Annotated in this window: 25 protein-coding genes; 16 read left to right on the top strand and 9 right to left on the bottom strand. The window is 56.4% G+C overall.

Annotated features, from left to right (window positions below; genetic code table 11):
* Positions 1 to 3: 3 nt before the first annotated feature.
* The gene (locus L1065_RS04770; protein WP_237094287.1) at positions 4 to 390 is read right to left on the bottom strand and encodes a thiol-disulfide oxidoreductase DCC family protein; all 387 of its coding nucleotides are present in this window, start codon (positions 388 to 390) and stop codon (positions 4 to 6) included.
* A 127-nt stretch (positions 391 to 517) separates the two neighbouring features.
* Between L1065_RS04770 and L1065_RS04765 the strand changes: the two genes are divergently transcribed.
* Complete coding sequence (locus L1065_RS04765) at positions 518 to 1222, top strand: M48 family metalloprotease (protein ID WP_237094286.1); 705 nt, start codon at positions 518 to 520, stop codon at positions 1220 to 1222.
* 93 nt (positions 1223 to 1315) lie between these two features.
* Positions 1316 to 1597 (top strand): DUF6455 family protein, encoded by a 282-nt coding sequence (locus L1065_RS04760; RefSeq protein WP_237094285.1) that lies wholly within the window; start codon positions 1316 to 1318, stop codon positions 1595 to 1597.
* On the opposite strand, the gene L1065_RS04755 is transcribed toward L1065_RS04760, so the two are convergent.
* Positions 1592 to 2251 (bottom strand): hemolysin III family protein, encoded by a 660-nt coding sequence (locus tag L1065_RS04755; RefSeq protein ID WP_237094284.1) that lies wholly within the window; start codon positions 2249 to 2251, stop codon positions 1592 to 1594. The genes L1065_RS04760 and L1065_RS04755 overlap by 6 nt on opposite strands.
* Before the next feature lie 83 nt (positions 2252 to 2334).
* Here L1065_RS04755 and L1065_RS04750 point away from each other — a divergent pair, with 83 nt between their 5' ends.
* Positions 2335 to 2685 carry a YigZ family protein gene (locus L1065_RS04750; RefSeq protein ID WP_237094283.1) on the top strand — a complete coding sequence of 117 codons (351 nt, stop codon included), beginning with the start codon at positions 2335 to 2337 and terminating at the stop codon, positions 2683 to 2685.
* Here the strand turns inward: L1065_RS04750 and rimO are convergent.
* Both rimO and L1065_RS04740 read right to left on the bottom strand, forming a co-directional pair.
* Positions 2671 to 4050, bottom strand: a complete 1380-nt coding sequence (gene rimO, locus L1065_RS04745) for a 30S ribosomal protein S12 methylthiotransferase RimO (RefSeq protein ID WP_237094282.1) — start codon at positions 4048 to 4050, stop codon at positions 2671 to 2673. The genes L1065_RS04750 and rimO overlap by 15 nt on opposite strands.
* Positions 4051 to 4181: 131 nt before the next feature.
* A complete protein-coding gene (locus L1065_RS04740) occupies positions 4182 to 4739 on the bottom strand; it encodes a GcrA family cell cycle regulator (RefSeq protein WP_237094281.1) in 558 nt (185 codons plus the stop codon).
* 143 nt (positions 4740 to 4882) lie between these two features.
* Here L1065_RS04740 and L1065_RS04735 point away from each other — a divergent pair, with 143 nt between their 5' ends.
* Positions 4883 to 5668 carry an ABC transporter permease gene (locus L1065_RS04735; protein WP_237094545.1) on the top strand — a complete coding sequence of 262 codons (786 nt, stop codon included), beginning with the start codon at positions 4883 to 4885 and terminating at the stop codon, positions 5666 to 5668.
* Here the strand turns inward: L1065_RS04735 and L1065_RS04730 are convergent.
* Positions 5665 to 6579 (bottom strand): DMT family transporter, encoded by a 915-nt coding sequence (locus tag L1065_RS04730; protein WP_237094280.1) that lies wholly within the window; start codon positions 6577 to 6579, stop codon positions 5665 to 5667. The two genes, L1065_RS04735 and L1065_RS04730, sit on opposite strands and share 4 nt — an antisense overlap.
* A 462-nt stretch (positions 6580 to 7041) precedes the next feature.
* Between L1065_RS04730 and L1065_RS04725 the strand changes: the two genes are divergently transcribed.
* From L1065_RS04725 to L1065_RS04715, 3 genes are read left to right on the top strand one after another with little or no spacing between them, the layout of a single operon-like run.
* The gene (locus L1065_RS04725) at positions 7042 to 8214 is read left to right on the top strand and encodes an aspartate aminotransferase family protein (RefSeq protein WP_237094279.1); all 1173 of its coding nucleotides are present in this window, start codon (positions 7042 to 7044) and stop codon (positions 8212 to 8214) included.
* 27 nt (positions 8215 to 8241) lie between these two features.
* Positions 8242 to 9168 carry an ornithine carbamoyltransferase gene (gene argF, locus L1065_RS04720; RefSeq protein WP_237094278.1) on the top strand — a complete coding sequence of 309 codons (927 nt, stop codon included), beginning with the start codon at positions 8242 to 8244 and terminating at the stop codon, positions 9166 to 9168.
* The gene (locus tag L1065_RS04715) at positions 9150 to 10454 is read left to right on the top strand and encodes a cytochrome-c peroxidase (RefSeq protein ID WP_237094277.1); all 1305 of its coding nucleotides are present in this window, start codon (positions 9150 to 9152) and stop codon (positions 10452 to 10454) included. Before argF ends, L1065_RS04715 begins: the two co-directional genes overlap by 19 nt.
* On the opposite strand, the gene L1065_RS04710 is transcribed toward L1065_RS04715, so the two are convergent.
* Positions 10437 to 11927 carry a CRTAC1 family protein gene (locus L1065_RS04710; RefSeq protein WP_237094276.1) on the bottom strand — a complete coding sequence of 497 codons (1491 nt, stop codon included), beginning with the start codon at positions 11925 to 11927 and terminating at the stop codon, positions 10437 to 10439. The two genes, L1065_RS04715 and L1065_RS04710, sit on opposite strands and share 18 nt — an antisense overlap.
* Positions 11927 to 13192: an ROK family transcriptional regulator gene (locus L1065_RS04705; RefSeq protein ID WP_237094275.1), complete on the bottom strand. Its 1266-nt coding sequence runs from the start codon at positions 13190 to 13192 to the stop codon at positions 11927 to 11929. The genes L1065_RS04710 and L1065_RS04705 overlap by 1 nt, the downstream gene beginning before the upstream one ends.
* A gap of 248 nt (positions 13193 to 13440) precedes the next feature.
* Between L1065_RS04705 and xylF the strand changes: the two genes are divergently transcribed.
* The 5 genes from xylF to xylA all read left to right on the top strand — a co-directional run bounded on the left by xylF (position 13441) and on the right by xylA (position 19328).
* Positions 13441 to 14472 (top strand): D-xylose ABC transporter substrate-binding protein, encoded by a 1032-nt coding sequence (gene xylF, locus L1065_RS04700; RefSeq protein ID WP_237094274.1) that lies wholly within the window; start codon positions 13441 to 13443, stop codon positions 14470 to 14472.
* An 85-nt stretch (positions 14473 to 14557) separates the two neighbouring features.
* The gene (locus L1065_RS04695) at positions 14558 to 15850 is read left to right on the top strand and encodes a sugar ABC transporter permease (RefSeq protein ID WP_237094273.1); all 1293 of its coding nucleotides are present in this window, start codon (positions 14558 to 14560) and stop codon (positions 15848 to 15850) included.
* Positions 15850 to 16596: an ATP-binding cassette domain-containing protein gene (locus L1065_RS04690; protein ID WP_237094272.1), complete on the top strand. Its 747-nt coding sequence runs from the start codon at positions 15850 to 15852 to the stop codon at positions 16594 to 16596. Before L1065_RS04695 ends, L1065_RS04690 begins: the two co-directional genes overlap by 1 nt.
* A 3-nt stretch (positions 16597 to 16599) precedes the next feature.
* Positions 16600 to 18039 carry a xylulokinase gene (gene xylB / locus L1065_RS04685; RefSeq protein WP_237094271.1) on the top strand — a complete coding sequence of 480 codons (1440 nt, stop codon included), beginning with the start codon at positions 16600 to 16602 and terminating at the stop codon, positions 18037 to 18039.
* Entirely contained in the window at positions 18036 to 19328 is a 1293-nt protein-coding gene (gene xylA / locus L1065_RS04680; RefSeq protein WP_237094270.1) for a xylose isomerase, read from the top strand. Before xylB ends, xylA begins: the two co-directional genes overlap by 4 nt.
* On the opposite strand, the gene hrpB is transcribed toward xylA, so the two are convergent.
* The gene (gene hrpB, locus L1065_RS04675) at positions 19325 to 21739 is read right to left on the bottom strand and encodes an ATP-dependent helicase HrpB (RefSeq protein ID WP_237094269.1); all 2415 of its coding nucleotides are present in this window, start codon (positions 21737 to 21739) and stop codon (positions 19325 to 19327) included. The genes xylA and hrpB overlap by 4 nt on opposite strands.
* A gap of 104 nt (positions 21740 to 21843) precedes the next feature.
* Between hrpB and meaB the strand changes: the two genes are divergently transcribed.
* From meaB to L1065_RS04655, 4 genes are all read left to right on the top strand, one after another.
* A complete protein-coding gene (gene meaB, locus L1065_RS04670; RefSeq protein WP_237094268.1) occupies positions 21844 to 22815 on the top strand; it encodes a methylmalonyl Co-A mutase-associated GTPase MeaB in 972 nt (323 codons plus the stop codon).
* Between the two features lie 132 nt (positions 22816 to 22947).
* The gene (gene rpmB / locus L1065_RS04665) at positions 22948 to 23232 is read left to right on the top strand and encodes a 50S ribosomal protein L28 (protein WP_237094267.1); all 285 of its coding nucleotides are present in this window, start codon (positions 22948 to 22950) and stop codon (positions 23230 to 23232) included.
* A 104-nt stretch (positions 23233 to 23336) separates the two neighbouring features.
* Positions 23337 to 23684, top strand: coding sequence for a hypothetical protein (locus tag L1065_RS04660; protein ID WP_237094266.1), 348 nt, complete (start codon positions 23337 to 23339; stop codon positions 23682 to 23684).
* A gap of 39 nt (positions 23685 to 23723) precedes the next feature.
* The gene (locus L1065_RS04655) at positions 23724 to 24206 is read left to right on the top strand and encodes a copper chaperone PCu(A)C (protein ID WP_237094265.1); all 483 of its coding nucleotides are present in this window, start codon (positions 23724 to 23726) and stop codon (positions 24204 to 24206) included.
* Between the two features lie 49 nt (positions 24207 to 24255).
* Here L1065_RS04655 and L1065_RS04650 read toward each other — a convergent pair whose 3' ends face one another.
* Positions 24256 to 24567: a hypothetical protein gene (locus L1065_RS04650; protein WP_237094264.1), complete on the bottom strand. Its 312-nt coding sequence runs from the start codon at positions 24565 to 24567 to the stop codon at positions 24256 to 24258.
* Positions 24568 to 24669 lie beyond the last annotated feature (102 nt).

Raw genomic sequence — 24669 nt, 5'->3', positions numbered from 1 at the left:
GGTTCAAGCGTTTTTACGCCGCTCACGGCGTTTGTGCATGGCAAACAGGGCAGGCGCCAAAACACGGTCATAGACCACACGCGCAATGGGTTTGATCACGGGCAGGCTTACAAACCGCGCAAGAAAGCGAAACCGCGGCATGCGGGACCACAACAGAATGAACGCATCAACCCCACCGACAATTTTGTGCCCGTCATCAACGTGAAACTGCTTGGCGGCTGTGTCGCGGTCCAGTCCATAGGCGTTTAGGTCAACATCGTTCAAATCTTCGAATTTCAAATCCAGATCATTGTTTGCGGCATATTTTGCATAGCCGTTCACCTCGCGCGAACAAATCGGGCAAGATCCGTTATAGATGACTTTCAGCGGTTGGTCGGTTTGCTCATTCATAGACGAGTAACTAGGCGAAACCCCGCAATTTCCAAGGCCGCACCGTGCACAGCTTTGTGAGCAGGGCTGGCCCTTCGCCGCCGACCTGCTATCTTCCAAGAAATAACGCTGGTTTATGAGGGTGCAGATGCGCTGGATTGCTGTTTTGTCTTTGCTGGTCGCTGTGGCCTGTCAACCTGTTCCGCAGGGCCAGACGCCACCACCTACACAAAAAACCGCGCCGGCCCCGCAACGTCTGTCGGAGAGCCAGCAAATTCGCAACTTTCAGGAAATCATCCGGCGGGTTGAGCCTGTGGCAGAGGATGTGTGCCGCCGTGAAACACGCGGTTTGGATTGTGATTTCAAGATCGTTTTGGATGACAATCGCCGCGCCCCGCCAAACGCGTTCCAGACGCTTGATAAGAATAACCGCCCCATCATTGTGTTCACGCTGGCGTTGGTGAAAGCGGCGCGAAACCAAGATGAACTTGCCTTTGTTCTGGGCCATGAAACGGCGCATCACATCGAAAACCACCTTGGTCGCCAACGTCAAAGCGCCATCGCAGGTGCGTTGATTTTCGGCAACCTTGCGTCCATCACAGGCGCGAATGCGGGCACGGTGCAATCAGCCCAAGAGCTTGGGGCGCTTGTCGGCTCGCGCACGTATTCCAAGGAATTTGAGCTGGAAGCAGACCGCCTTGGTACCGTGATTACAGCGCGTGCGGGCTACGATCCTGTGCGCGGTGCAGAGTTCTTTAACCGTATTCCTGATCCCGGCGACCGCTTTTTGGGCACCCATCCGCCCAACGCACAACGCATTGAAGCTGTTCGGCAGACGGTCAGAGGCCTGTAGCCAATTCAGCGCGTGGTTTTGACGTAGATCAACGCACCAAACGCAAAACTGTGCGAAACAGGGTTGGCTTTCTCTGTTCAGGGGCCCTGAAAAATGACCGATGCACGATCTTCACAAATCCGAAAACTGGGTGATCCACGCAAACATTTCTGGTTGGCGCAGCGCATGGCAAAAGCCATAGGCGTCGATCTTGCTGGCAAATCACGTGGCGGTGAAATTGATCAGGCAGAATGGGCGGGCATGATCACCAAATGCCGCGGTTGCCAATGGGCCGAAGGCTGTAGCACATGGCTTCAAGACCAAGACGGTTCGGCCACTGCCCCCAATACTTGCGAAAATGCCGAACGCTTCAATGGCCTCAAAGTGCAATCATAACGGGGCTGCAACGCCCGCTTTTGCGCCGTAGATCCCAAAAAAGAAACACCCCGAAGCAACCAGAACAAATGCGTGCCAAATGGCGTTTGAAAAGCGCAACGACTCCCATTTGTAGAAAATGACGCCAAGGGAATACAAAAGCCCCCCTGCCGCCACCCAGATCACAGTTGTTATCGGGACCGTGTCGATCAGGGGTTTGGCAAGTGCCAGGCTGAGCCAGCCCATGCCCAAATAGAGCCAAACGGATGACGCTTTTGGCGTCCGCCAGAAAAAGAGTTTCCGTACGACACCGTATCCCGCAATCCCCCAGACAAGGGCCAGAATGGCATAGGCAAATGGCGTGTTGATCAAAACCACCAGCGGCGTATAGGTCCCTGCGATTTTAAGAAAGATCAGCGCATGGTCGAGGCGTCTTAGGGTGGCGCGCCACGTCTCTACAGGTGTCATGTGGTATGCAGCCGATGCGCCAAGTGCCAGTGTCGCACACAGGCCATAAACCCATGCAGCGCCAATGCCCAAAGGCGTTTTTGTGATCCACAAAAGGGCAATCGTCCCGACAATGCCTGCGATGATACCCACGATATGCACAGTGCCATCAGCAAGTTTTTCGGGAAAACTATATGCGGGATAATCTGATGATGCGTGTTGGGCCATGCCCCAGATTTGACCGCCTCTCGCAAAAGGACGCAAGCCCTTCCTCTTGCACAGGGGCGGTGACGTAGGGTCTAAGGGAAAACATGCGCCAGATTGAAAATGTGATCAGCGACCGCGGCTCAAAATACGCGGTATCGGGTGGCCCTGTCACATCCAAGGCCGAAGCTGATCTGTTTCTGAAAAACCTCAAACGGGCCAAGAAATACGCCAAAGCGACCCATAATACATGGGCTGTCATCTTGCCTGATGGCACGCCTTTAAAGACCGATGATGGCGAAGCAGGCGCAGGCATGGTGATTTTGCGGATGCTTGAGCGCGCCCAATGCAAGGCGCAGATCGTTGTTGTCACCCGTTGGTATGGCGGCAAGCATCTGGGCGGTGACAGGTTTCGGCACGTGCAGGAATGTGTGCGCGTGTGGTTAGCGGCGGGTTAGAACACCCCAAAGATCATATTCGCTGGCTTCATCTACATCCACGCGGACAATGTCGCCGACATGCAGGGCATCTGTGCCTTCATCGATAAACAGATTGCCATCAATTTCTGGGGCGTCCGATTTGGTGCGGCAGGTTGCAATGCCGTCTTCATCAATATCGTCGATGATAACATCCATCTGGGTGCCGACCTTTGCGGCAAGCTTTGCAGCTGAAATGGCCTGTGCCTTTTGCATGAAGCGTTCCCAACGGTCCTGTTTAACCTCTGACGGCACATGATCTGCAAGCGCATTGCTGCGCGCGCCAGCGACATTTTCATACTGAAAGCAGCCGACACGATCCAATTGGGCTTCATCCAGCCAATCCAACAGGGTCTGAAATTCTGCTTCTGTCTCGCCCGGGTATCCCACAATGAAGGTCGAACGCAGTGTGATATCAGGGCAATCACCGCGCCAAGCCGCGATTTCGTCGAGCGTTTTGGCCGCAGCTGCAGGACGGGCCATGCGCCGCAAGACATCGGGATGGGCGTGTTGAAATGGAATGTCCAGATAGGGCAGGATCAAACCCTCAGCCATCAGCGGGATCAGCTGGCGCACATGCGGGTAGGGATACACGTAGTGCAGCCTGACCCAAGCCCCCAAAGCTCCCAAGTCACGGGCCAGATCGGTGATATGGGCGCGATGGCCGCGGTCTTCGTGGTGTTTTATATCCAACCCGTAGGCGCTGGTGTCTTGGCTGATCACAAGCAATTCATTCACACCTGCGTCCACCAGTTTTTCGGCCTCGCGGATCACGGCATGGGCTGGACGGCTTGCCAGCTTGCCGCGCATGTCGGGAATGATGCAGAACTTGCATTTATGGTTACAGCCCTCGGAAATCTTGAGATAGCTGTAATGGCGCGGGGTCAGACGCACCCCCGTTGCGGGCAGCAGATCGACGAATGGATCAGGGGATGGCGGCACGACCGCATGGACAGCGTCAAGCACCTGCTCATATTGATGCGGCCCGGTGACCGCCAAAATATTAGGATGATGCTCGCGAATGTAGTCAGGCTCGGCACCCAGACACCCTGTGACAATCACTTTGCCGTTTTCGACCAAAGCCTCTCCGATGGCATCCAGGCTTTCGGCCTTCGCACTGTCCAAAAACCCGCAGGTATTGACGATCACCGCATCCGCGCCCGCATACTCCGCGCTGATCGCATAGCCCTCGGCGCGCAACCGCGTCAGGATCCGCTCACTGTCCACCAAAGCCTTCGGGCACCCAAGCGACACCATCCCAAGCGTGGGTTGGCCCGCGCGACGTGTTTCATTGACTGTGATGCGCGGCGCAAGGTCGGGGCGCAGATCTGGCGGGTTTTGCGACATCTAGAAAACCTCAGTAAAACCGCGGCGCATTAACCTTAACGCGCCACTCCAAAACTTCTTTTGTTCGAAAATATCCAATCCGACATTTGCAAAACGCGGGTGCAACGGGCCAGATGCACAACAGCTGGCAATTAACGGCGTCGGTCCCGGCGCGATGACATTGGCTGGAACGCCACACCCACATGCGCCTCGCAGTAGGGTTTGCCCGCTTTGACAGGCAGGCCGCAGAACCAGAAATCTTCTGTCGCGGGGTCGCCCACAGGCCATTTGCAGGTCCGCTCTGTCAACTCCATCAGGCTGATCTTCTTGGATTTCTTTTCGACCTCATTCACCTTAGCCAAAGCTTCCGGGCTAATCTCATTTGCCGATGGCTGTGGCGGCAGGGGCTGGCCAGCTGGAATAATTGCGCGGCGGCCGCCCACAGGTTTTGGTTGCGGGGGTGGTGCCGCACTTTCGGTCTTGGGCTGCGGTCTGGCGGGGGCTGCCTTTTTGGCCTCAGCCTTTGGCGCTTTGTCCTTGGCCGCGGCTTTGGTGCCACCGCCCGCGCGGTTGGACAGGCCCAGACGGTGGACCTTGCCGATCACCGCATTGCGGGTCACGCCGCCCAATTCCTTTGCGATCTGGCTGGCGGATTGTCCTTCGCCCCACATCTTTTTCAAAATTTCGACGCGTTCATCGGTCCAGGACATACATGCTTCCTACGAATGTGCCCGCGCATCTGGCGCGCAGGGCTTGAGTTCTCTGCCAGCCTCCTATTCTAAGCAGGGCCAAGGGCAGTTACAAGCAACTGCTGGTATTTTTGGAGGCAGCGATCGTGGCAGATTTAGGCGAGATGGGCAGGCGCAGGTTTGGGCGCATCAACTGGATCGGGACTTTGACCCTCGCGGAACGTGAAATCAGGCGTTTTGTGAACGTTTGGTCACAAACCCTCATGGCGCCCCTGATCACGGCTGGCTTGTTTCTTTTGGTGTTTGATCTGGCGATCGGTCCGCGCCGTGGCGATGTTATGGGCGTGCCGTTTATCACCTTCATCGCGCCTGGCATTTTGATGATGACAGTCATTCAAAACAGCTTTGCCAATACGTCCAGTTCGATCCTTGTCAGCAAAGTTCAGGGCAATATCGTCGATACGCTCATGCCGCCGCTCTCTGCTCTTGAGATGGTGGTTGGTTACATAGCGGGTGGCATCGCGCGTGGGCTGTTGGTGGCGATTTGCATCGGTCTTGGCGCATTGGTGTTTTTGGGCATTGGCGTCGCCCACCCCCTTTGGGCGCTGGTGTTTGTTGTCTTGGGCGCCGCTTTGATGGGTGGTTTGGGGATTATAGCGGCCACATTTGCCAATAAATTTGATCAGATGGCTGCGATCACAAACTTCATCGTGACGCCTTTGGCCTTTTTGTCGGGGACATTTTATTCGGTCGCAAGCCTGCCACCTTTCATGCAGACGCTAAGCCATTTGAACCCGATCTTTTACCTCATTGATGGTGCGCGATATGGGATTTTGGGGGTGTCTGATAGCGATCCGTGGCTTGGGCTATTGATTTGTTCTGTCACGACCGCCGCCGTTTTGACTTTGTGCTGGTCTTGGTTTCGTTCAGGATACCGCCTGAAACCTTAGGACTGGCGCGCGCGCGCAGCGGCTTCGCGCCATGCCAGCAATACCGCGCCAGCCAAAATGATGCACGAGCCCAATATGCTGATGGCATCGGGGCGTTGATTGAAAAACGCGAAGTCATAGAGCGTCGCGAAAATCAGTGTGGCGTAGCTGAACACCACAACATAGCTGGCATCGGCCCGTCGCATGGCGCTGACAAAACAAAATTGTGCGCAGGCCATCAAGGCACCAAGCGTGGCCAAAGCCATCCATTGTGACATTGTGGGCGTTACGAACACAAAAAGCACAGCGCAGGTTGCAATGATGCACCCCAAAGCATTGTTGACCAAAAGGATTTGAAGCGGGTTTTCCCGCGCTGACAATTTCTTGATGAAGATAAGTTCCAACCCCAAAAACAACGCCGCCCCCAACGCAAAAAGCGCAGCGGGCTGAAAGCTGTCAGGTGTCGGGCGCAATAAAATAGCGGCGCCACCCATTGCAACGATAGCCGCGATCCACCGCCATGGCCCGACGTTTTCCCGAAGGAACACGAATGCAAATATCATACCGAAAACCGGGTTAAGAAAACTGATCGCCGTTGCATCCGCCAGGGGGATAAATGCGGCCGCGGCGAACATCAGCGTGACCCCCGCCCATCCCAATACGGTCCTTCCGATATGAAGCCCTATGGCGGGCCGCCGATCGATTTGGGCGCGGCCAAAGCAGCCCACATAGGTGCCCAATACAATCAGGGCAAAGACAAAACGACCATGGCTGATCTGAAGTGGGTGCAAAGGGGGGCCCAAAGTGTCGGTCCCGAGCGTTTTGGCCATCAGAGTCGTGCCTGCGATAAAAGCTGTTGCCAGAACCATCAACACAACTGCGCGTAAATCGCTTGGCGTACTATCGACTGAGAGAGGGCGGATCTGGGTCATCCCAAGGGGCGTGCCGTATTTGCCTAGGAATGTGCAAGCGATATTTGCTTGGTGCCGTGCCGCGGCCCTTCGATGTCCGGTGTCCACCAACAGGCTTCAGCCCGTATCGTGCCCCTTCTACGGGTCTGGTTTCATAAGTGATGTCCAGTAGCCGGGCGCGAAGGCGCATACGCCTGCGCACCCATACGCAAAAAAGAATACCGATCAGAATCGCAGTTGTCGTTGTCATGCCCACAGATTGCCAAAAAAGGTTTAATGGAAAATGAACTGGACAGACGCGACTTCTCATTTTATGCGCAGGCTATGAACACCGCGCTCCGTCTCCGACGCCGATAAGGCCTTTGATACGCTTCTGGCTGATATGGATCCATATCAGCAGCGGTTCTTTTCCCACATTTACTTGACAGCTTGGTGGCACGACGACACCACTGTTGGCTCAAGACCCATAAGGACACCTCTGACATGATCCCGAGCATTTTGCCCACCTACAACCGTGCGCCTTTGACATTTGTCAAAGGGGAAGGCAGCTGGCTGACAGAGGCAGATGGGCGACGTTTTTTGGACATGGGGGCTGGCATCGCGGTAAATTCCCTAGGTCATGCACATCCTGATCTGACCAAGGCGCTTGTCGATCAGGCGCACAGTCTTTGGCACACGTCCAACCTCTACAATATCCCCAAACAGACAGAGCTGGCGGATGCGCTGGTGTCACAGACCTTCGCGGATACGGTTTTCATGTGCAACTCTGGCACCGAAGCCTGCGAGTTGGCGGTCAAGATGGCGCGCAAGCATTTCTATGACGCAGGACAGCCTGAACGGACCGAGATCATCGCGTTTGAGGGGTCGTTTCACGGGCGGTCCGCCGCTGGCATCGCTGCCGCAGGATCGGAAAAAATGACCAAGGGTTTTGGCCCGCTTTTGCCGGGTTTCACCCATTTGCCGTTTGGCGATCATGAGGCGCTGAACGCGGCAATCACGGACAAAACCTGCGCTGTTATTCTAGAGCCCGTGCTTGGTGAGGGCGGCATTATCCCGGTTCCCGATCAATGCCTGAAGGGGCTGCGCGATCTCTGTGATGCCACTGGCACGCTGCTGATCTTGGACGAGGTCCAATGTGGGGTCGGGCGCACGGGCAAGCTTTTTGCACATGAATGGTCGGGTATTGCGCCCGATATCATGATGGTCGCCAAAGGCATCGGCGGGGGGTTCCCGATCGGCTGTGTGCTTGCCACGGAACATGCCGCAAGCGGGATGACCGCAGGCACGCATGGAAGCACCTATGGCGGCAATCCTTTGGGGTGCGCTGTGGGCGTTGCGGTTCTGCAGCACATAGCAGACACTGATTTTCTGGAAGACGTAAGCCGCAAGGCAGGGATGCTGCGTCAAAAGCTTGAGGGGGTGATTGCTTCATATCCCGATGTGTTTGAGTGTGTCCGCGGTGTTGGCCTGATGCTTGGCATTAAATGTAAGATGCCAAACACGGATGTGATCGCCGCCTGCTATGACGCGGAAATCCTGACGGTGCCCGCTGCGGACAACGTGGTGCGCCTGTTGCCAGCCTTAAACATTCCTGACAGCGATATCGCCGAGGCTGTCGCACGGCTTGACCGCGCGGCCCAAAGCCTTGTTGCATAACGCAAAATTCATACGAGACATACTGACATGACCCATTTTCTTGACCTTCACAAAACGGATGCCGCCGACCTGCGCGCCATTCTGAATCAAGCCCAAGCGATGAAAGATGCGCGCGGGGATCGCCCCAAAGGAACACCCGATGACAGCCTGCCGCTTGCAGGTCATGTGGTTGCTCTGATCTTTGAGAAACCATCGACCCGTACCCGCATCAGCTTTGATGTCGGTGTGCGGCAAATGGGGGGCACGTCGATGGTGTTGTCGGGCGCAGATATGCAGCTTGGCCACGGTGAAACCATTGCGGATACGGCACGTGTCCTGTCGCGGTATGTTGATCTGATTATGATCCGCACCTTTGGCGAAGATATTTTGCTGGAAATGGCAGAACATGCGACCGTTCCTGTGATCAACGGGCTGACCGACACATCGCATCCTTGCCAACTGATGGCCGATGTCATGACATTCGAAGAACATCGTGGTCCGATCAAAGGCAAGCGCGTTGTCTGGATGGGCGACGGGAACAATGTTGCGCAAAGTTTCTTGCATGCTGCGGCCAGCTTTGGCTTTGATTTTACTTTTGCGGGTCCACAGCAGCTTGATCCAAGTTCCGGTTTGCTGGACCTCGCGCGCAGCGCCGGCTGCGACGTGCGCATAGAGCGTGATCCGTCCAAAGCCGTTGCCGATGCAGATCTGGTGGTGACCGACACATGGGTCTCGATGGGGGACGCCGAAAGTTCGCGCCAGCGGCGCCACAATTTGTTGCGGCCCTATCAGGTGAATGAGGCGTTGATGAAATCCGCCCCCAAAGATGCTTTGGTGATGCATTGCTTGCCCGCGCACCGCGGCGAGGAAATTACGGACGCTGTGCTGGATGGCCCGCAGTCGGTGGTATTCGATGAAGCCGAAAACCGACTGCATGCGCAAAAGGCCATCATGCGATGGTGTCTGGGAAAGTGATCCGCAAGGCGGCCATCATCGCGGCATTCGTTGCAGGGCCAGCCTGGGCTGACGGTGCGCTGACAGACGCTGATTTTGCGCCTGTTAACATGGATGCAGCGCGCTTGGGCCAATTGTTATTTTATGACCCGATCCTGTCTGGCAACCGCAACATCAGTTGTGCGACCTGCCACCACCCCAAACACGCGACCAGCGATGGGCTGTCATTGGGGATTGGTGAAGGGGGGATCGGGCTTGGACCAGATCGCATCATTGATCCGACAAATCCGCCAGAGCAACGTATTCCGCGCCATTCACCCGCTCTTTTCAACCTTGGTGCACGTGAGTTCACGGTCATGTTCCATGACGGGCGCATCGAAGCGGATCCGACGCGAGACAGCGGACTGCGCACCCCCATGGGGGCCGAGATGGAGGCAGGGTTTGACAGCTTGCTGTCTGCGCAAACCATGTTTCCCGTTTTATCAGCCGATGAAATGGCAGGGCACTACAGCGAGAATGATGTGTCCAAAGCCGTGCGCACAGGGCGGATTACAGGCGACGGCGGCGCGTGGGATATTTTGTCAGACCGTGTCGCGGCGATCCCGCGTTATCGGCAGATGTTTGCGGTCGCATATCCTGACCGCGCCGATATTCATTTCACCGACATCTCCAATGCTATTGCTGAATTCATCGCGTTCGAATGGCGGTCTGATAGCAGTCTTTATGATGCGTATTTGCGGTCAGAAACCAAGTTGCCCGACCGCGCACAGCAGGGTCTTGAGGTATTTGACGCAAAATGTGCCAGTTGCCACGCAGGGCCGTTTCAAACGGATCACGGATTTCACGCTGTTGGCCAACCCCAATTTGGTCCGGGCAAGGCAGCGCGTTTTGAACGCCATGCCCGCGATGACGGGCGGATGCGCGTAACAGGAAAATTGCGCGATGCCTATGCGTTTCGCACGCCATCGTTGCGCAATGTGATGGCCACGGCACCCTATGGGCATACAGGCGCTTATCCAGATATTATTTCGTTCCTCAAAGCGCACCAAGGCGCGCGCCCTGCGATCAGCGCCTATGACCGATCACTCGCAACACTGCCAGCGATGGATGCGCAGGATTGGCGTGTTCTGGATGATCCTGATCAGATTGCAGGTATCGCCGCTTCGGCAGTGACCTTGCCTGAACTAGATGCGAAAGAGATTGAACGTCTGGTCGCTTTTTTACAAACGCTGACAGACCAAACCGCATTGGACGGGCGGCTTGGTATTCCTGCATCGGTGCCCAGTGGACTACCGATTGACCGTTAGGGTTTGATTGCTGTCCACGATCCCCAGATCCGTTACAAACCCGTCTGGCCAGACGACCTGCACTTTGACCCGCGCTTGTTGCCCCAACCCAAAATGAAGCGGCACCATCTGACCACCCGCATGGCCGCCACCGATGGTGCGCTGTTGCGCTTGCCGTCCCACTTTTACCTGAGCGCCAATGCCAAAGCGGTTGCCTTGCGGTTGCCGCAAATCGATCTTGAGCCAATTGCCCGACGGCGCGGTTGCATTGCGGTAAAGTTCGAGCGGGGCACGCCTGTTGACGACCACCAGATCAAGGCGCCCATCATTATCCAAATCCGCAAGGGCGGCACCGCGCGAGCGGTCTGTGGTTGCAACACCGACCATCGCGCTGATCTCTTCAAACGAGCCATCGCTTGTCTGTCTAAGTAGGTTATTGGGGTCTTGCATCGCCATGCCAGGCATCTGGTCCACATTGCCTTTTGCGATGAACAGGTCGTTCAATCCATCATTATCAATATCACCAAACTGGGCATGCCATCCCGTGGACGGGCGTCCATCATCGCCAACGTGAGGGCGCTGCGCATAGGTGCCAATCTCGTAGGGGGCCGCGGTAAAGCTACCGTCAGCTGCGCCCAACTGCAAAAGCTGATCACCCATCGACGTCAACATGACGTCCGCATGGCCATCCCCCGTCACATCGCGTTGCGCGATGCCCATACCCCACAGCGACACCTTGGGAAATCCATCCTCCGCTCCTAAAAAGCGGCGGGCGCTGAGGTCATAAAGCTGCTCATAGCCGTCGCGCACGTAATAGTGCCGATCATTCGAAAGGCGCAGCAATGGCGTGCCATCAGCGTTGAAATAGGCAAGGGCAGAAAGCGGACAGAAACCCGGGGTTAATGCGTTGGCCTGCCATGCACCGTCATCAGAGGGCCGTAAAATCACGTTGTCGTCGCAGGCTTCAAACGGACCATCGGGGTTGCTGCGGTCGACATAATTCCCGACAATCAATGTAGGGTGGTCGTCGCCCGGCATCCAAATTGCGCTGAATGCGGTGCTCCATCCATCGGGCCAGTCTATGCCCATATCCAATGTGGTGAAGCCGCACGCGCCATCGCCTTTTAACGCTATATTCTGGCCGACACGTAAAACAAACAGGTCGAGTATCGCATCGCCATCCATGTCGATCGGATAAAGCCCGGTTGCGCCTGTGATGGGTGGCAACGGCGCAGGCTGAAACGCCATCTCGCCGCGGTTTTGGAATAGCTGCACCTTATCTGTGCCGCCCGCGATGGCGATCTCGGGCAAGTCATCACTGTTACAATCAAAAACAGCCACGCCGCCGCCGACAAAATGCTCCCACCCGCCGACATAGCTGTGATGTGGCAAGGTGTTTGAAAGGTGATCAAATGCCACGCCAGTTCGCAGCGGCTCGCCTGCATGTAAGGCTGAGGCGGCCAAAACCAGCAATGCGCCAAGGCGAAAGACCATCACGCGTCTGCCTTGGCAAAAAGTGTTTGCGTGACGTGATCGAGCGCTAACGCCATCGCACCTTGTGCCCAGACCAGATCGCCCCAGGCATGGGCCTCGATCGGGGTGGGGGGGCGGTTGTTGTTAAGGGTGAGCTTTTGCATTTCGCTCATAATAGCTTCGGGAAAGAAGTAATCATACAGCACGCGGTCGCCGCTTAGGATAATCCGTTGGGGGTCAAAAAGCTGAACGATATTGGCCAGACCAAGCGCCAAGAACCGTCCCGCCCTAAGGAAAATCATATGGGCGGCTTCGTTCCCGCCCTTGGCTTGGGCATAAAGTTGTTCGAGCATGTCTCGTTCAGATTGAAGCGCACAATGGGATTGTTGCAACGCTGTGGCCGCTTCTCTGGCCAGCGCGTAGTCGGCCAAATAGGCTTCCAGACAGCCACGTTGGCCACACCGGCACAAGGCACCATCCAACTGCACTTTGGTATGTCCAAGCTCCAGCCCCAGACCCATCGCGCCGCGAAACAGCGAGTTGTGCAAAACAACCCCCATGCCAACCCCGTTTTCGATGGAGACCACTGCAAAATCCGACATGGTGCGCCCCGCACCGAACCAAAGTTCGGCAAGAGTAAGAACATTGGCATCATTGTCGACAATCGTTGGAAGGCCCAAGGCATCTGTGGCTTGCGTGCGCAGATCAACATTTGTGTCTTCGACGATCGGGGACCATGCCATCACACCCATTTCGAAATCAACCACACCAGGAATGCCCACACCGACGGCACGGCAATCCGCGTGGGTGACGCCCGCATCGGTAAGGACCATGTCCAACACTTGTCGTGCTTGGCCCAAAAGCGTTGTGAGGTTCTGTTTCTTGTTCGGGCTGGCAAGGGTCGCGGTGCCATATCGCCGACCGGCAAGGTCCGTTAGCACCGCTGTGTGTGCATTGTCACCGAGCTTGATCCCAACGACAAATCTGTTGCCGCGGGCAACATGCAGGTCCACTTTGGGGCGACCACGTCCCGATTGGTTCTGCGTATGTCTTGCGCCTGTGCTTTCGGCAAGCAGTCCTTTCGCGATTAGATCCGAGGTGAGCGTTGTGACAGAGGCAGGGCTGACAGATAGCAGATCGGCCAGATCCTTGCGCGAGATATGTCCCGCACTGCGCACAGCCTCGAAGGCTTGTTGCAAAAGGGGCTTTGGCGTCGCGCCCACGTTTTGAGAGATCGGACCGCATCCCGATTCTGCTTCTGGGTTCTCATTATCGACATCGTACATTGCGGGACCTAGGCGAACCTTCGTGTTTTTATTTTTGCGATTGTAGTAATATCTTTCATCAGCACTGATTTTTCAGGAACAATCCAGAGAAAAACGTCAAAACACTGATATTTTGCACTGCAGAACGAATTTCCGCCGCAGCGCGGCGTCTTTTTATTTTGACAAATAAAATAAATTCGACTTCCCTGATCGCAGGACACACGTCCGCGCCGTGGGCAAACCACGGACGCACAATGGGAGGAAACCTTATGCGTAAAGTATTCGCAGTGGCCGCAGTTGCAACGGCCGCATTAACAACCACAGCATTGGCTGATGGTCACAGTGTCACCGTTGGTGTGAGCTGGTCAAATTTTCAGGAAGAACGCTGGAAAACCGATGAAGCGGCTATCAAGGGCGCGTTGGAAGCGGCAGGTGCCACATATGTTTCGGCAGACGCTCAATCATCTTCTGCAAAGCAGCTTTCCGATGTTGAAAGCCTGATCGCGCAGGGCGTTGATGCCCTGATTATTCTGGCCCAAGACGCCGCGGCCATCGGGCCAGCGGTCCAAGCGGCTGCTGACGAAGGCATCCCTGTTGTGGGCTATGACCGCCTGATCGAGGACCCACGCGCATTTTACCTGACATTCGACAACGTCGAGGTTGGGCGGATGCAGGCGCGCGCCGTTCTCGAAGCGCAGCCAACAGGCAATTACGTGATGATCAAAGGCTCGCCCACTGATCCAAACGCAGATTTCCTGCGCGGCGGCCAGCAGGAGGTTCTGCAAGCGGCGATTGATGCAGGCGATATTACGATTGTTGCCGAGGCCTATACCGATGGTTGGCTGCCAGCGAACGCACAGCGCAATATGGAACAAATCCTTACCGCACAGGACAACCAGGTTGATGCTGTTGTGGCGTCAAATGACGGCACCGCCGGTGGCGCTGTTGCCGCGCTCACCGCGCAAGGCATGGAAGGTATTCCAGTGTCTGGCCAAGACGGTGACCACGCTGCGTTGAATCGCGTCGCAAAAGGCACACAGACTGTTTCTGTTTGGAAAGACGCCCGCGAGTTGGGCAAATCCGCAGGCGAGATTGCTGTGGCGCTGGCCAAAGATGGCATGATGAAAAATGTCGACGGCGCAATCGAGTGGACCAGCCCGGGTGGCACAACCATGACGGCCAAGTTTTTGGCGCCTGTTCCTGTGACGGCTGCAAATCTGACGGCTGTTGTAGATGCTGGCTGGATTGACCAAGACAAGCTTTGCCAAGGTGTGACCAACGGACCTGCGCCTTGTAACTAACGCTCCCTGTTCCGCCCTGACCGCATGTTTGGTTGGGGCGGATCCCTTCTTCTTTTCTCATTTTTTATCTGTGGGACGACCGTCTATGTCTGACGTGACCAATACAGCTACACCCAAGCGCAAGTCGTTTATCCAAACACTCGAGCTGGACACACGTTTGCTTGGAATGATCGGCGCTTTTGTCCTGATCTGTCTGGTGTTCAACCTGCTTACCGATGGGCGGTTTCTGACCCCGCGCAACATTTTCAACCTGACCATCCAGACCGTGAGTGTGGCAATCATGGCCACTGGCATGGTGTTCATCATCGTCACGCGCCACATTGATCTTGCCTGCGGTGCGTTGCTTGCGACCTGTTCGGCGGCGATGGCCATGACACAAACCGCATGGCTGCCCGAAATTCTTGGTATCGGTCTGGGCCATCCCTTGACCCCGTGGATTGCCATTGCCGTTGGGGTGGTGATCGGCACGGTGATTGGCGCCTTTCAGGGCTGGCTTGTGGGCTATATGGCGATCCCTGCCTTCATCGTAACGCTTGGCGGGTTGCTGGTATGGCGCAATGTCGGCTGGTATCAGACCAGCGGCCAGACGATTGGTCCACTTGATCCGACCTTTATGAAGTTCGGCGGTATTAACGGGACCTTGGGCGAAACGTGGTCTTGGATTTTTGGCGCAGTTGCTGTTCTGGCTGCCTTGTATGGCTTGTGGTCGTCGCGGCGCACAAAGCTGAGCCACGGCTTTGCAGTCAAACCCCTTTGGGCCGAATTCACGATGGCCGCCCTGATTTCCGGTGGGATTGTCGGCTTCATTGCGACCCTCAATAGCTACCAAATTCCGGAACGTCGTTTGGCGCGTATGTTTGCGGCTCGTGGTGAGGACATGCCCGAAGGGTTTACGGCCTCTTACGGTCTGCCAATTTCGGTCTTGCTGCTCATTGCGATTGCCATTGGTATGACCGTTATCGCCAAGCGCACGCGCCTTGGCCGCTATATCTTTGCGACGGGGGGAAACCCTGATGCGGCAGAGCTTTCTGGGATCAATACCCGTATGCTCACGGTCAAGGTGTTTGCCCTGATGGGAGCACTTTGCGCGATATCGGCGGTTGTTGCCTCTGCGCGTTTGACCAACCACTCCAATGACATCGGCACATTGGATGAACTTCGGGTCATTGCGGCGGCCGTCATTGGCGGCACAGCTTTGGCAGGCGGCATTGGCACCATCCATGGCGCGATCCTTGGCGCGCTGATCATGCAGTCGCTGCAGTCTGGCATGGCGATGGTCGGCGTGGATGCGCCGCTTCAAAACATCGTTGTTGGCGCTGTTCTGGTGGCAGCCGTGTTCATTGACATCGTTTATCGCAAACGCACAGGAGCGAAATAATGGCCACGCCTCTAGTTGAGTTGAAAGACATTTCGATCTCCTTTGGTGGGGTCAAAGCGGTAGATCACGTAAGCCTTGATTTGCACGCAGGCGAGGTGGTGGGCCTGTTGGGGCACAACGGGGCTGGCAAATCGACGTTGATCAAAATCCTGTCTGGTGCCTATCAAAAAGACAGCGGCGAGATCCTGATTGAAGGCAAGCCTGCAGACATCCGCAGCCCGCGCGATGCGCGTCGCTTTAACATCGAGACGATCTATCAAACGCTGGCGCTTGCAGACAATCTTGATGCCGCGTCCAATCTGTTTTTGGGCCGCGAATTAACGAACGCCCTTGGCTTTGTTGACGACGGGCGGATGGAGGCTGAAACGGCCAAGATCATGGCACGGCTGAACCCCAATTTCAAAAAGCTCAAAGAGCCTGTGAGCGCCTTGTCTGGTGGGCAGCGCCAATCGGTGGCCATTGCGCGGGCTGTCTATTTCAATGCCAAAATCCTGATTATGGATGAACCCACCGCCGCACTGGGTGTGCATGAAACGGCGATGGTTGCGGATCTGATCCAGGAACTCAAAAAGCAAGGGCTTGGGATTTTCCTGATCAGCCACGACACCCGCGAGATGTTGGAGCTATGCGACCGTGTCAGCGTCATGAAAAACGGCCAGCTGATTGGTACGGAACGTGTGGAAGATGTGACCGAGGATGACATCTTGTCCATGATCATCATGGGTAAAAAGCCAGAGGCTGCTTGAGCCATGTATCTCGGGCTTGATCTGGGCACCTCGGGGTTGAAGGGCATCATAATCGATGCGGATCAGACAATCCTAGCCGAAGCAACGGCGCCCTTGGCGGTATCACGCCCCCATTCAGGCTGGTCCGAGCAAGACCCCGCAGACTGGCTTGCGGCGCTGAACGGTGTGATGGCCAAACTGAGCGCGCAGGCGCGTCTCAAAGATGTCAAAGCGATTGGATTGTCTGGTCAGATGCATGGTGCAACCTGTCTGGACAGGCAAGGCAAGCCCTTGCGCCCTTGTATTTTGTGGAATGACACCCGCAGTGCGGCTGAGGCTTCGGGCATGGATGCGGACCCGGATTGGCGCGGCATCAGTGGCAATATCGTGTTTCCAGGCTTTACCGCTCCCAAGATGGCTTGGCTAAAGGCGCACGAGCCGGAGATTTTCCAAAAGACAGCCCATGTGCTGCTACCCAAAGACTATCTGCGTTTCATTCTGACGGGCGAGATGGTCAGCGATATGTCAGACGCGTCCGGCACCTCATGGCTGGATGTGGCCAAGCGCGACTGGTCGGACGTGTTGTTGGCCAAATCAAACATGACGCGCGCCCAGATGCCAAAATTGTCAGAAGGGTCAGGCATCGCGGCCAAGCTTTTGCCAGAACGTGCAGAGTGCTTGGGCTTGCCTTCTAATATTCCCGTTGCAGGCGGGGGCGGGGACAACGCAGCCACAGCCGTCGGTATGGGTGTGGTGACTGCGGGGCAGGCGTTTATCTCGCTTGGCACCTCTGGGGTTTTGTTCGCGGCATCCGACAGCTATGACCCTGCGCCGGAAACGGCGGTTCACAGTTTTTGCCATGCGCTTCCAGACACGTGGCATCAGATGGGAGTCATTCTTGCGTGCACTGATGCGTTGAATTGGCTTGCAGGTTTGTTCAGCACAAACGCAGCGGCGTTATCGGCCGATCTTGGTGTGCTTCAGGCTCCCGGTCGGGCGCTGTTTTTGCCCTATCTAGGCGGTGAACGGACACCCACCAATGACGCCGAAACCCGTGGTGCATTTGTTGGGCTTGAACATGCCACAGATCAGGCGGCGATGACCCGCGCGGTTCTGGAAGGTGTTAGCTTTGCCTTCCGCGATTGTCTTGAGGCGTTACGCGCCACAGGAACGCAAATCGATACTCTTGTGGCTGTGGGTGGCGGTGCAAATTCGCCCTATTGGCTTGAGGCGATTGCAACGGCGTTGAACCTGGCGATCGATGTGCCCCAAGACGGAGACTTTGGCGGTGCCTTTGGCGCCGCGCGCCTTGCGCTGATGGCGCAAACGGGCGCTGGTGTTGAGGTCTGCACACCCCCGCCAATCAGCCAAACCATTGAACCCAATACCGCGCTTCTGTCCGCATTCGAGGCCAGCTACCGCCGGTACAAAGCGACATATACCGCACTGAAAGGTATCTCATGACCGACTTTTTCGCCGACATCCCCCAAGTGACATTCGAAGGGCCAGACAGCACAAACGAATTTGCCTATCGTCACTATGACGCCAACGAAATGGTCATGGGAAAGCGGATGGAAGATCATCTGCGTTTTGCCGTTGCATGGTGGCACAGCTTTGCGTGGGAGGGGGGCGATCCGTTCGGAGGACGCACATTCGAGCGCGTTTGGTTTGGCGACACAATGGATCTGGCGCGGATGAAAGCCGATGTCGCGTTCGAAATGTTCGCAATTCTGGGGCAGCCGTTCTTTTGTTGGCATGACGCTGATATCCGGCCAGAAGGCGCGACCTTCGCGCAAAGCAAGCGCAATTTTGAAGAGATTATAGACTACATTGGTCAAAAGATGGCTGATGGCGGTCCGCGGCTTTTATGGGGCACGGCCAATCTGTTTAGTCACAGACGCTTTATGTCGGGGGCTGCGACCAATCCCGACCCTGATGTCTATGCGTGGTCCGCAGCGACGGTAAAGAATTGTCTGGATGCGACGCATAAACTGGGTGGCGAAAACTATGTCCTTTGGGGCGGGCGTGAAGGCTATGAAACCTTGTTGAACACTGATCTGGGCCGCGAACGGGCGCAGGCAGGCGCATTTCTTCAGCAGGTCGTCGATTACAAACACAAGATTGGGTTCAAAGGCGCAATTTTGATTGAGCCGAAACCACAAGAACCCACCAAACATCAATATGACTACGACGTCGCAACGGTCTACGGGTTCCTTAAAGACTTCGGACTTGAGGGCGAGGTGCAACTCAACATCGAACAAGGCCATGCGATTCTGGCGGGCCATTCCTTTGAGCATGAATTGGCGATGGCCTCTACTTTGGGTGTGTTCGGTTCTATCGACATGAACCGCAATGATTACCAATCGGGGTGGGACACCGATCAATTTCCAAACAATGTTCCCGAGGTGGCCCTGGCTTACTATGAAGTCCTCAAAGCGGGGGGCTTCACCACAGGTGGTACCAATTTTGACGCAAAGCTGCGACGCCAATCGCTTGATCCCCAAGACCTCATTTTGGCACATGTGGGGGCAATGGATATCTGTGCCCGCGGGTTGAAAGCGGCTGCTGCCATGCTGGAAGACGGCGGTCTGGAAGCGGCCCGCGCCGCGCGCTATGCGGGGTGGCAAAACAGCTCTTTGATGGGCCAATCTCTCGATGTGATCGAGGCCCAGGTTGCATCTGGGGGCATTGATCCGCAGCCGCGATCAGGCCGTCAGGAGCGTCTTGAAAACTACGTGGGTCGCTTCGTCTAGCGTTTGCGCGGTTTGGCGCGCAGCGTCGGGTCAGCTTGTGTGGGGTCTTCTGGCCACGGGTGCTTGGGATACCGCGCGCGCATGTCTTTGCGAACGTCCGCATAAGACCCCGCCCAGAACCCCGGGATATCCGCCGTTGTTTGCAAAGGCTTTTGCGCCGGCGAAAGCAGCGTAATCAAAAGCGGCGCCCCCCCGACGGTTGGATGGCGCGTGGTCCCAAACATCTCTTGCAACCTCAGCGAAATCGCAGGTTGCGCCGTGCTGTAGTCAATCGGCACGCGGTTTCCCAAGGGGCTCGTAAAATGTGATGGCACCTGAGCGTCCAATTCTTGTGTCTGCTCCCATGTCAGCCGCGCCTTGAGTGCAGGAAGCGGATCAAACGCCTTCCACTGCTCGGTGGTGGTGATGCCTTTCAAATACGGCAAAAGCCAGTCTTCAAGTGTCTCTTGTAGCCTTTCATCTGAGAGATCAGGCAGGTCGGTCCCCCCCGCGCGCGCCAAAGCCACGCGTGCCTGCAAGCGTTGCGCCTTGGGCGGTAGGCGAAGCCCGATCTGGCGTATCCCGTCGCACATGGCCCGCGAAATGGCCTCATCAGAGGCGTCCGACCAGCGACGTTCTTGCAAAACTGCAGCGCCGATTTTTTCGCGCGACACCGCCAAAACCCGTCCTTCGCGCTTGGACCAAGTGCAGTCGTGGTGCCAACCGATACGGGCACCAAAAACCTCGCGCAAACCAGCCTCACTCAGCACGGCGGCTTTTCGGATGCGGGCTTCCTTGGGGTTTCCGTCCAGATCACAGGCAACAACGATAGGATGTGTGCCCAAATCATCGCCTGCGTCAAAAAGAGCACCCTTGCCACCAGACAACAGATAGCGGGGGCTGTCACCTTTGCGCCGAATGCCGATGCGGTCAGGATAGGCCAGCGCCAGAAGCTGCCCTAAATCATATTCACGATCTTTCCCGCTCAAGCGGCGCAGGCGTTGTGTTTCGCTTTTGACGCGTTTGAGGGCTGCAGTATTGATGCGACCTGTCTTGTCACCTCGCAGCGCCCTCAGACGCAACGCCATGTCAGAGCCCGCATGGTCCAGCACATCGCGCTCTGACAAAAGGGCGGCAACCTCGGCCGCATCACCACCGCCACGCAGCACCATATGGCCCAAACGGGGATGAAGCGGTAACCGTGCAAGCTCTTTGCCGTGCTCGGTCAAGCGGCCGTTTTCAAGCGCACCCAAAAATGTCAGCAAATCGGTGGCGCCTTGCATCGCACCCTCTGGCGGCGGTGTCAGAAACGGCAAATCATGCGGCGCAGCACCCCATTGGGCCAACTCCAGCGCAAAGTTCGCCAAATCCGCCGCCTCGATTTCGGCGGGCGGGAAGGCTTGCATCGCGCCTTCCTCTCCTTTGGTCCAAAGCTTGTAACATACGCCTTGCGCAACCCGTCCTGCGCGGCCTGCACGCTGCGTGGCTTCGGCGCGCGTCACCCGTTCGGTCACCAGACGCGACATCCCCGAGCCTGCATCAAATCGGGCGCGCCTTGCTTTTCCGCAATCCACGACGACGCGGATGTCCTCGATCGTCAGAGACGTCTCGGCGATGGACGTGGCCAGCACAACCTTGCGTCCGCTTGACGGTGGCATGATCGCGGCACGTTGTGCGTCGAACGGCATCGCGCCAAAAAGTGGCCGTATCGCACAGTCTTTTGGCAAACGGTCATCCAGCAAACGCTGCACGCGCCTGATCTCGCCCTCGCCGGGAAGAAACACCAAGACGCCACCGCGTGTTTGCTCCACAGCCTTCGCAACCAAATCGGCGCTGGCCGCCTCAAACCGTCTATCTTTACCAAGCGGGCGATCCAGCCAGACTGTTTCAACTGGAAAGGCCCGTCCCTCGCTGGTCAGCACCTTTGCCCCCAAAAGCTCTGCAACGGGGCCCGCGTCCAAAGTTGCAGACATGACAACAATTTGCAGATCGTCGCGCAAGGCTGCGCGCACTTCGCTTATCAGGGCAAGACCCAAGTCAGCGTGCAATGACCGTTCATGAAACTCGTCAAAAATGACGGTCTTGTATCCCGCCATCTCGGGATCATTTTGCAAAATCCGCGTCAGAATGCCTTCAGTCACGACTTCAATGACAGTATCGGGGCCCACCTCGGTCGCGCCGCGCATTCTGTAGCCCACGGTTTGGCCAACCCGTTCCCCCAACTGCGCGGCCAGCCGCTCTGCCGCGGCTTTAGCGGCAAGCCGACGTGGTTCCAGCATGATCATTCTGGCCGATGGGGCATGGCCACCGCGCAGGGCCAAAGGCACGCGCGTTGTCTTGCCCGCACCGGGGGGTGCTTGCAAAACCACAACGCCGTCGCGGGTGAGCATCTGGCCCAACTGGGGCAAAATCGGATCAATGGGTAAAGCCATGGCTCTGCGTAAAAACCAAGGCGCCGCACTACAACCTTCTTTTGTTCAAAAATATCCAAATCCATCGGCTGGACAGCCCGCGCAGGCTCGGCCATGAAAGCACTATGGATATTGATGGTATCATCTGTGGCAACCGGCGGGCTTTGGCGCGGGCCATTACTTTGGTCGAAAGCGCGCGCACCGATCACCGTAAAGATGCCCAAAGCCTTATGGCGGCGCTACCCAAAGACCGCCAAGCGCTGCGCATCGGGTTGTCTGGCACACCTGGTGTCGGCAAGTCGACATTCATCGAAAGTTTCGGATTGCATCTGACAGGTGCGGGGCTGCGTGTCGCTGTGCTGGCCGTTGACCCAAGTTCGGCCCGTTCGGGTGGCTCGATCCTTGGTGATAAAACCCGCATGGAACAGCTGAGCCGCGATCCAAACGCCTTTATCCGCCCTTCGCCTTCGCAATCCCAACTTGGTGGGGTCGCGCGTCGCACCCGTGAGGTGGTGCAACTGTGCGAGGCGGCGGGGTTTGACGTGGTGTTGATCGAAACGGTCGGTGTGGGCCAGTCCGAAACGATGGTCGCTGAAATCAGTGATATCTTTGCCCTTCTCATGGCCCCTGCGGGCGGTGACGAGCTTCAGGGCGTCAAGCGCGGTATCATGGAAATTGCGGATCTGATTGTGGTCAACAAGGCCGACGGCGATCTTAAGGCCGCCGCGACACGGACATGTGCCGATTATGCAGGCGCGTTGCGATTGCTGCGCAAACGCGCTGGCGACGGCCCGCAATTTCCCAAAGCCATGATGGTGTCGGCCTTGACGGGCACAGGCCTTGAACACGTTTGGACCGATATTCAGACCCTTGCGCAATATCGCAAAGACACAGGGTTTTGGGCAACACGACGGGCGGATCAGCTGCAAAACTGGTTTGATGAAGAGCTGCATTTCGGGCTGTTGTCCATCTTGCAAAAGGATCCTCAAATGGTTGCGCGAGTCGCTCAGGCCCGTGCCGATATTGCTGCAAATCGTGCGACTCCGCCTCAGGCCGCGGCGTCAATCCTCGCCAACCTGCTTGGAAACGCGGATTAAACGGGCATAGCACGGCTTTTGAGCCGATTCATGGCTTGACCGCTTCGGCGCATCCCCCTATTCAACGCCAACATGTATTTCGGGCCCGCAGCCTTGCGCGGGTCTTATCCGTTTGAAAGAAGGGGATGACCCATGTCGCGCGTTTGCGAATTTACCGGTAAAGGCCCGATGACTGGCAACAATGTCAGCCACGCCAAAAACCGCACCCGTCGTCGGTTCCTGCCAAACCTGCAGGACGTGACGCTGAAGTCCGAAGCACTGGACCGCACATTCAAGTTCCGCTTGTCGACAGCTGCTCTGCGCACCGTCGATCACCGCGGTGGCCTTGACGGTTTCATGGCAAAAGCAAAAGACACAGAGCTGTCGACTGGCGCTTTGAAAGTCAAAAAAGACATCTTGAAAGCCGTAAGCGCATAAGCGCAAAACTGGTTTTAGGAATTGACAGCCCCACGTCAGATTGACGTGGGGCTGTTTCCTTTTGTCGCTTTCGTCTCCGGGTTTCACTGACTATATCCTAACCCATGAAAGCCATACGCCCCGTTCTTGCGGCTTTGTTGACCGCTTTGATCATCGTGACCTCGCAGGGCATGGCCTTTGCACGTGGGCAAACCATGGTGGCAAGCCAGATCGTGCTGTGTACAGGGCATGGATTTCAGGTTGTCTCGCTTAATAAAGATGGCGCGCCGATCGAGACCACCCACCTATGCCCTGATTGCGCATTGTCATCCGTCGTGGACATCCCCGCCCAGGCTGGTGGACCTATCTGGCCCGCGCAGACGTCTGACGCTGTATTTTGGATTGCCAAAGGTCCAACTTGGTCCGAGGTTGCGATTGCCCCATCTGCCAGAGGGCCGCCCGTTTTTCTTTGAAGCTCATCTAACCAAATCAAACTTCAAAGGAAAAAAGCAATGAAACAGTTACTTCTGGCGGCCGCTTTGGCCTGCGTTACCGCGACGATGGCGCAAGCTGATATCAATATCAAAGACGCCTATGCACGTGCCTCCACGCCAACCGCCAAATCGGGGGCGGCGTTTATGATGATCACCAACACCTCTGACCAGGCCGACCGTTTGATCGGCGCGTCATCAGATGTGGCCAAACGCGTCGAACTGCACACCCACATCGAAAAAGATGGCGTGATGAACATGGTCCATATCGAAGAGGGTTTTGCCCTTGAAGCGGGGGAAACCATCGCGTTGGAACGCGGCGGCAAACACGTCATGTTTATGGGGCTTACGCAGTCTTTTGACGACGGCGCCCAGGTGCCTGTCACACTGACGTTCGAAAAAGCGGGGAATGTTGAGGTGATGGTGCCTGTTGATCTCAAGCGTCAGCCAAAACACGGTATGGCGCACGGTGCAAACCATGGTGAGGGCGATCACACCAACTAGCACCCATATGGACCCAACAAAAAAGGCGGGGATCACCCCGCCTTTTTCCTTATGAGCAGTAGGCCTGCGCTGTTTGTCCGAAATTCTTATATTTGCGCCAGAAGGTTTCATGGCTGCGATTGTCCGATTGCCGCACTTCTTGGGCACGGTGCGGATCCTTGAAGAACTTGGATGCCAGCCGTTGATCGGACCGGCTCAGCGTTGCATCGGCGGCCTGTTGAATGCAGCCGCACAACGAACGGTTCGCCGCCTTGCGATCCGATTGCATACAGGCCCGTTTGATAATTTTCGCCTCAGCCGATGGTGCAGTCACCACAGGTGCGGCCACGGCCAAAGCCGCAATGATAAGTAGGTGTTTCATTTCTCTGCCTCGATCCGTTCTGGACCCCTCAATTATTGAGGATCGGCTTTTACCATTAAAGCCCAGAAGTTAACCATTCCTCACCATTGGCATATTTTTGCG

This window comes from Nereida sp. MMG025 (assembly GCF_021654165.1).
Classification (GTDB): domain Bacteria; phylum Pseudomonadota; class Alphaproteobacteria; order Rhodobacterales; family Rhodobacteraceae; genus Nereida.
This window is presented reverse-complemented; position numbering and strand designations above follow the sequence as displayed.

Coding starts and splice junctions, on each gene's coding strand:
- L1065_RS04770 (WP_237094287.1), bottom strand. CDS start 390: ATGAATGAGCAAACCGACCAACCGCTGAAAGTCATCTATAACGGATCT.
- L1065_RS04765 (WP_237094286.1), top strand. CDS start 518: ATGCGCTGGATTGCTGTTTTGTCTTTGCTGGTCGCTGTGGCCTGTCAA.
- L1065_RS04760 (WP_237094285.1), top strand. CDS start 1,316: ATGACCGATGCACGATCTTCACAAATCCGAAAACTGGGTGATCCACGC.
- L1065_RS04755 (WP_237094284.1), bottom strand. CDS start 2,251: ATGGCCCAACACGCATCATCAGATTATCCCGCATATAGTTTTCCCGAA.
- L1065_RS04750 (WP_237094283.1), top strand. CDS start 2,335: ATGCGCCAGATTGAAAATGTGATCAGCGACCGCGGCTCAAAATACGCG.
- rimO (WP_237094282.1), bottom strand. CDS start 4,050: ATGTCGCAAAACCCGCCAGATCTGCGCCCCGACCTTGCGCCGCGCATC.
- L1065_RS04740 (WP_237094281.1), bottom strand. CDS start 4,739: ATGTCCTGGACCGATGAACGCGTCGAAATTTTGAAAAAGATGTGGGGC.
- L1065_RS04735 (WP_237094545.1), top strand. CDS start 4,883: ATGGGCAGGCGCAGGTTTGGGCGCATCAACTGGATCGGGACTTTGACC.
- L1065_RS04730 (WP_237094280.1), bottom strand. CDS start 6,579: ATGACCCAGATCCGCCCTCTCTCAGTCGATAGTACGCCAAGCGATTTA.
- L1065_RS04725 (WP_237094279.1), top strand. CDS start 7,042: ATGATCCCGAGCATTTTGCCCACCTACAACCGTGCGCCTTTGACATTT.
- argF (WP_237094278.1), top strand. CDS start 8,242: ATGACCCATTTTCTTGACCTTCACAAAACGGATGCCGCCGACCTGCGC.
- L1065_RS04715 (WP_237094277.1), top strand. CDS start 9,150: ATGGTGTCTGGGAAAGTGATCCGCAAGGCGGCCATCATCGCGGCATTC.
- L1065_RS04710 (WP_237094276.1), bottom strand. CDS start 11,927: ATGGTCTTTCGCCTTGGCGCATTGCTGGTTTTGGCCGCCTCAGCCTTA.
- L1065_RS04705 (WP_237094275.1), bottom strand. CDS start 13,192: ATGTACGATGTCGATAATGAGAACCCAGAAGCAGAATCGGGATGCGGT.
- xylF (WP_237094274.1), top strand. CDS start 13,441: ATGCGTAAAGTATTCGCAGTGGCCGCAGTTGCAACGGCCGCATTAACA.
- L1065_RS04695 (WP_237094273.1), top strand. CDS start 14,558: ATGTCTGACGTGACCAATACAGCTACACCCAAGCGCAAGTCGTTTATC.
- L1065_RS04690 (WP_237094272.1), top strand. CDS start 15,850: ATGGCCACGCCTCTAGTTGAGTTGAAAGACATTTCGATCTCCTTTGGT.
- xylB (WP_237094271.1), top strand. CDS start 16,600: ATGTATCTCGGGCTTGATCTGGGCACCTCGGGGTTGAAGGGCATCATA.
- xylA (WP_237094270.1), top strand. CDS start 18,036: ATGACCGACTTTTTCGCCGACATCCCCCAAGTGACATTCGAAGGGCCA.
- hrpB (WP_237094269.1), bottom strand. CDS start 21,739: ATGGCTTTACCCATTGATCCGATTTTGCCCCAGTTGGGCCAGATGCTC.
- meaB (WP_237094268.1), top strand. CDS start 21,844: ATGGATATTGATGGTATCATCTGTGGCAACCGGCGGGCTTTGGCGCGG.
- rpmB (WP_237094267.1), top strand. CDS start 22,948: ATGTCGCGCGTTTGCGAATTTACCGGTAAAGGCCCGATGACTGGCAAC.
- L1065_RS04660 (WP_237094266.1), top strand. CDS start 23,337: ATGAAAGCCATACGCCCCGTTCTTGCGGCTTTGTTGACCGCTTTGATC.
- L1065_RS04655 (WP_237094265.1), top strand. CDS start 23,724: ATGAAACAGTTACTTCTGGCGGCCGCTTTGGCCTGCGTTACCGCGACG.
- L1065_RS04650 (WP_237094264.1), bottom strand. CDS start 24,567: ATGAAACACCTACTTATCATTGCGGCTTTGGCCGTGGCCGCACCTGTG.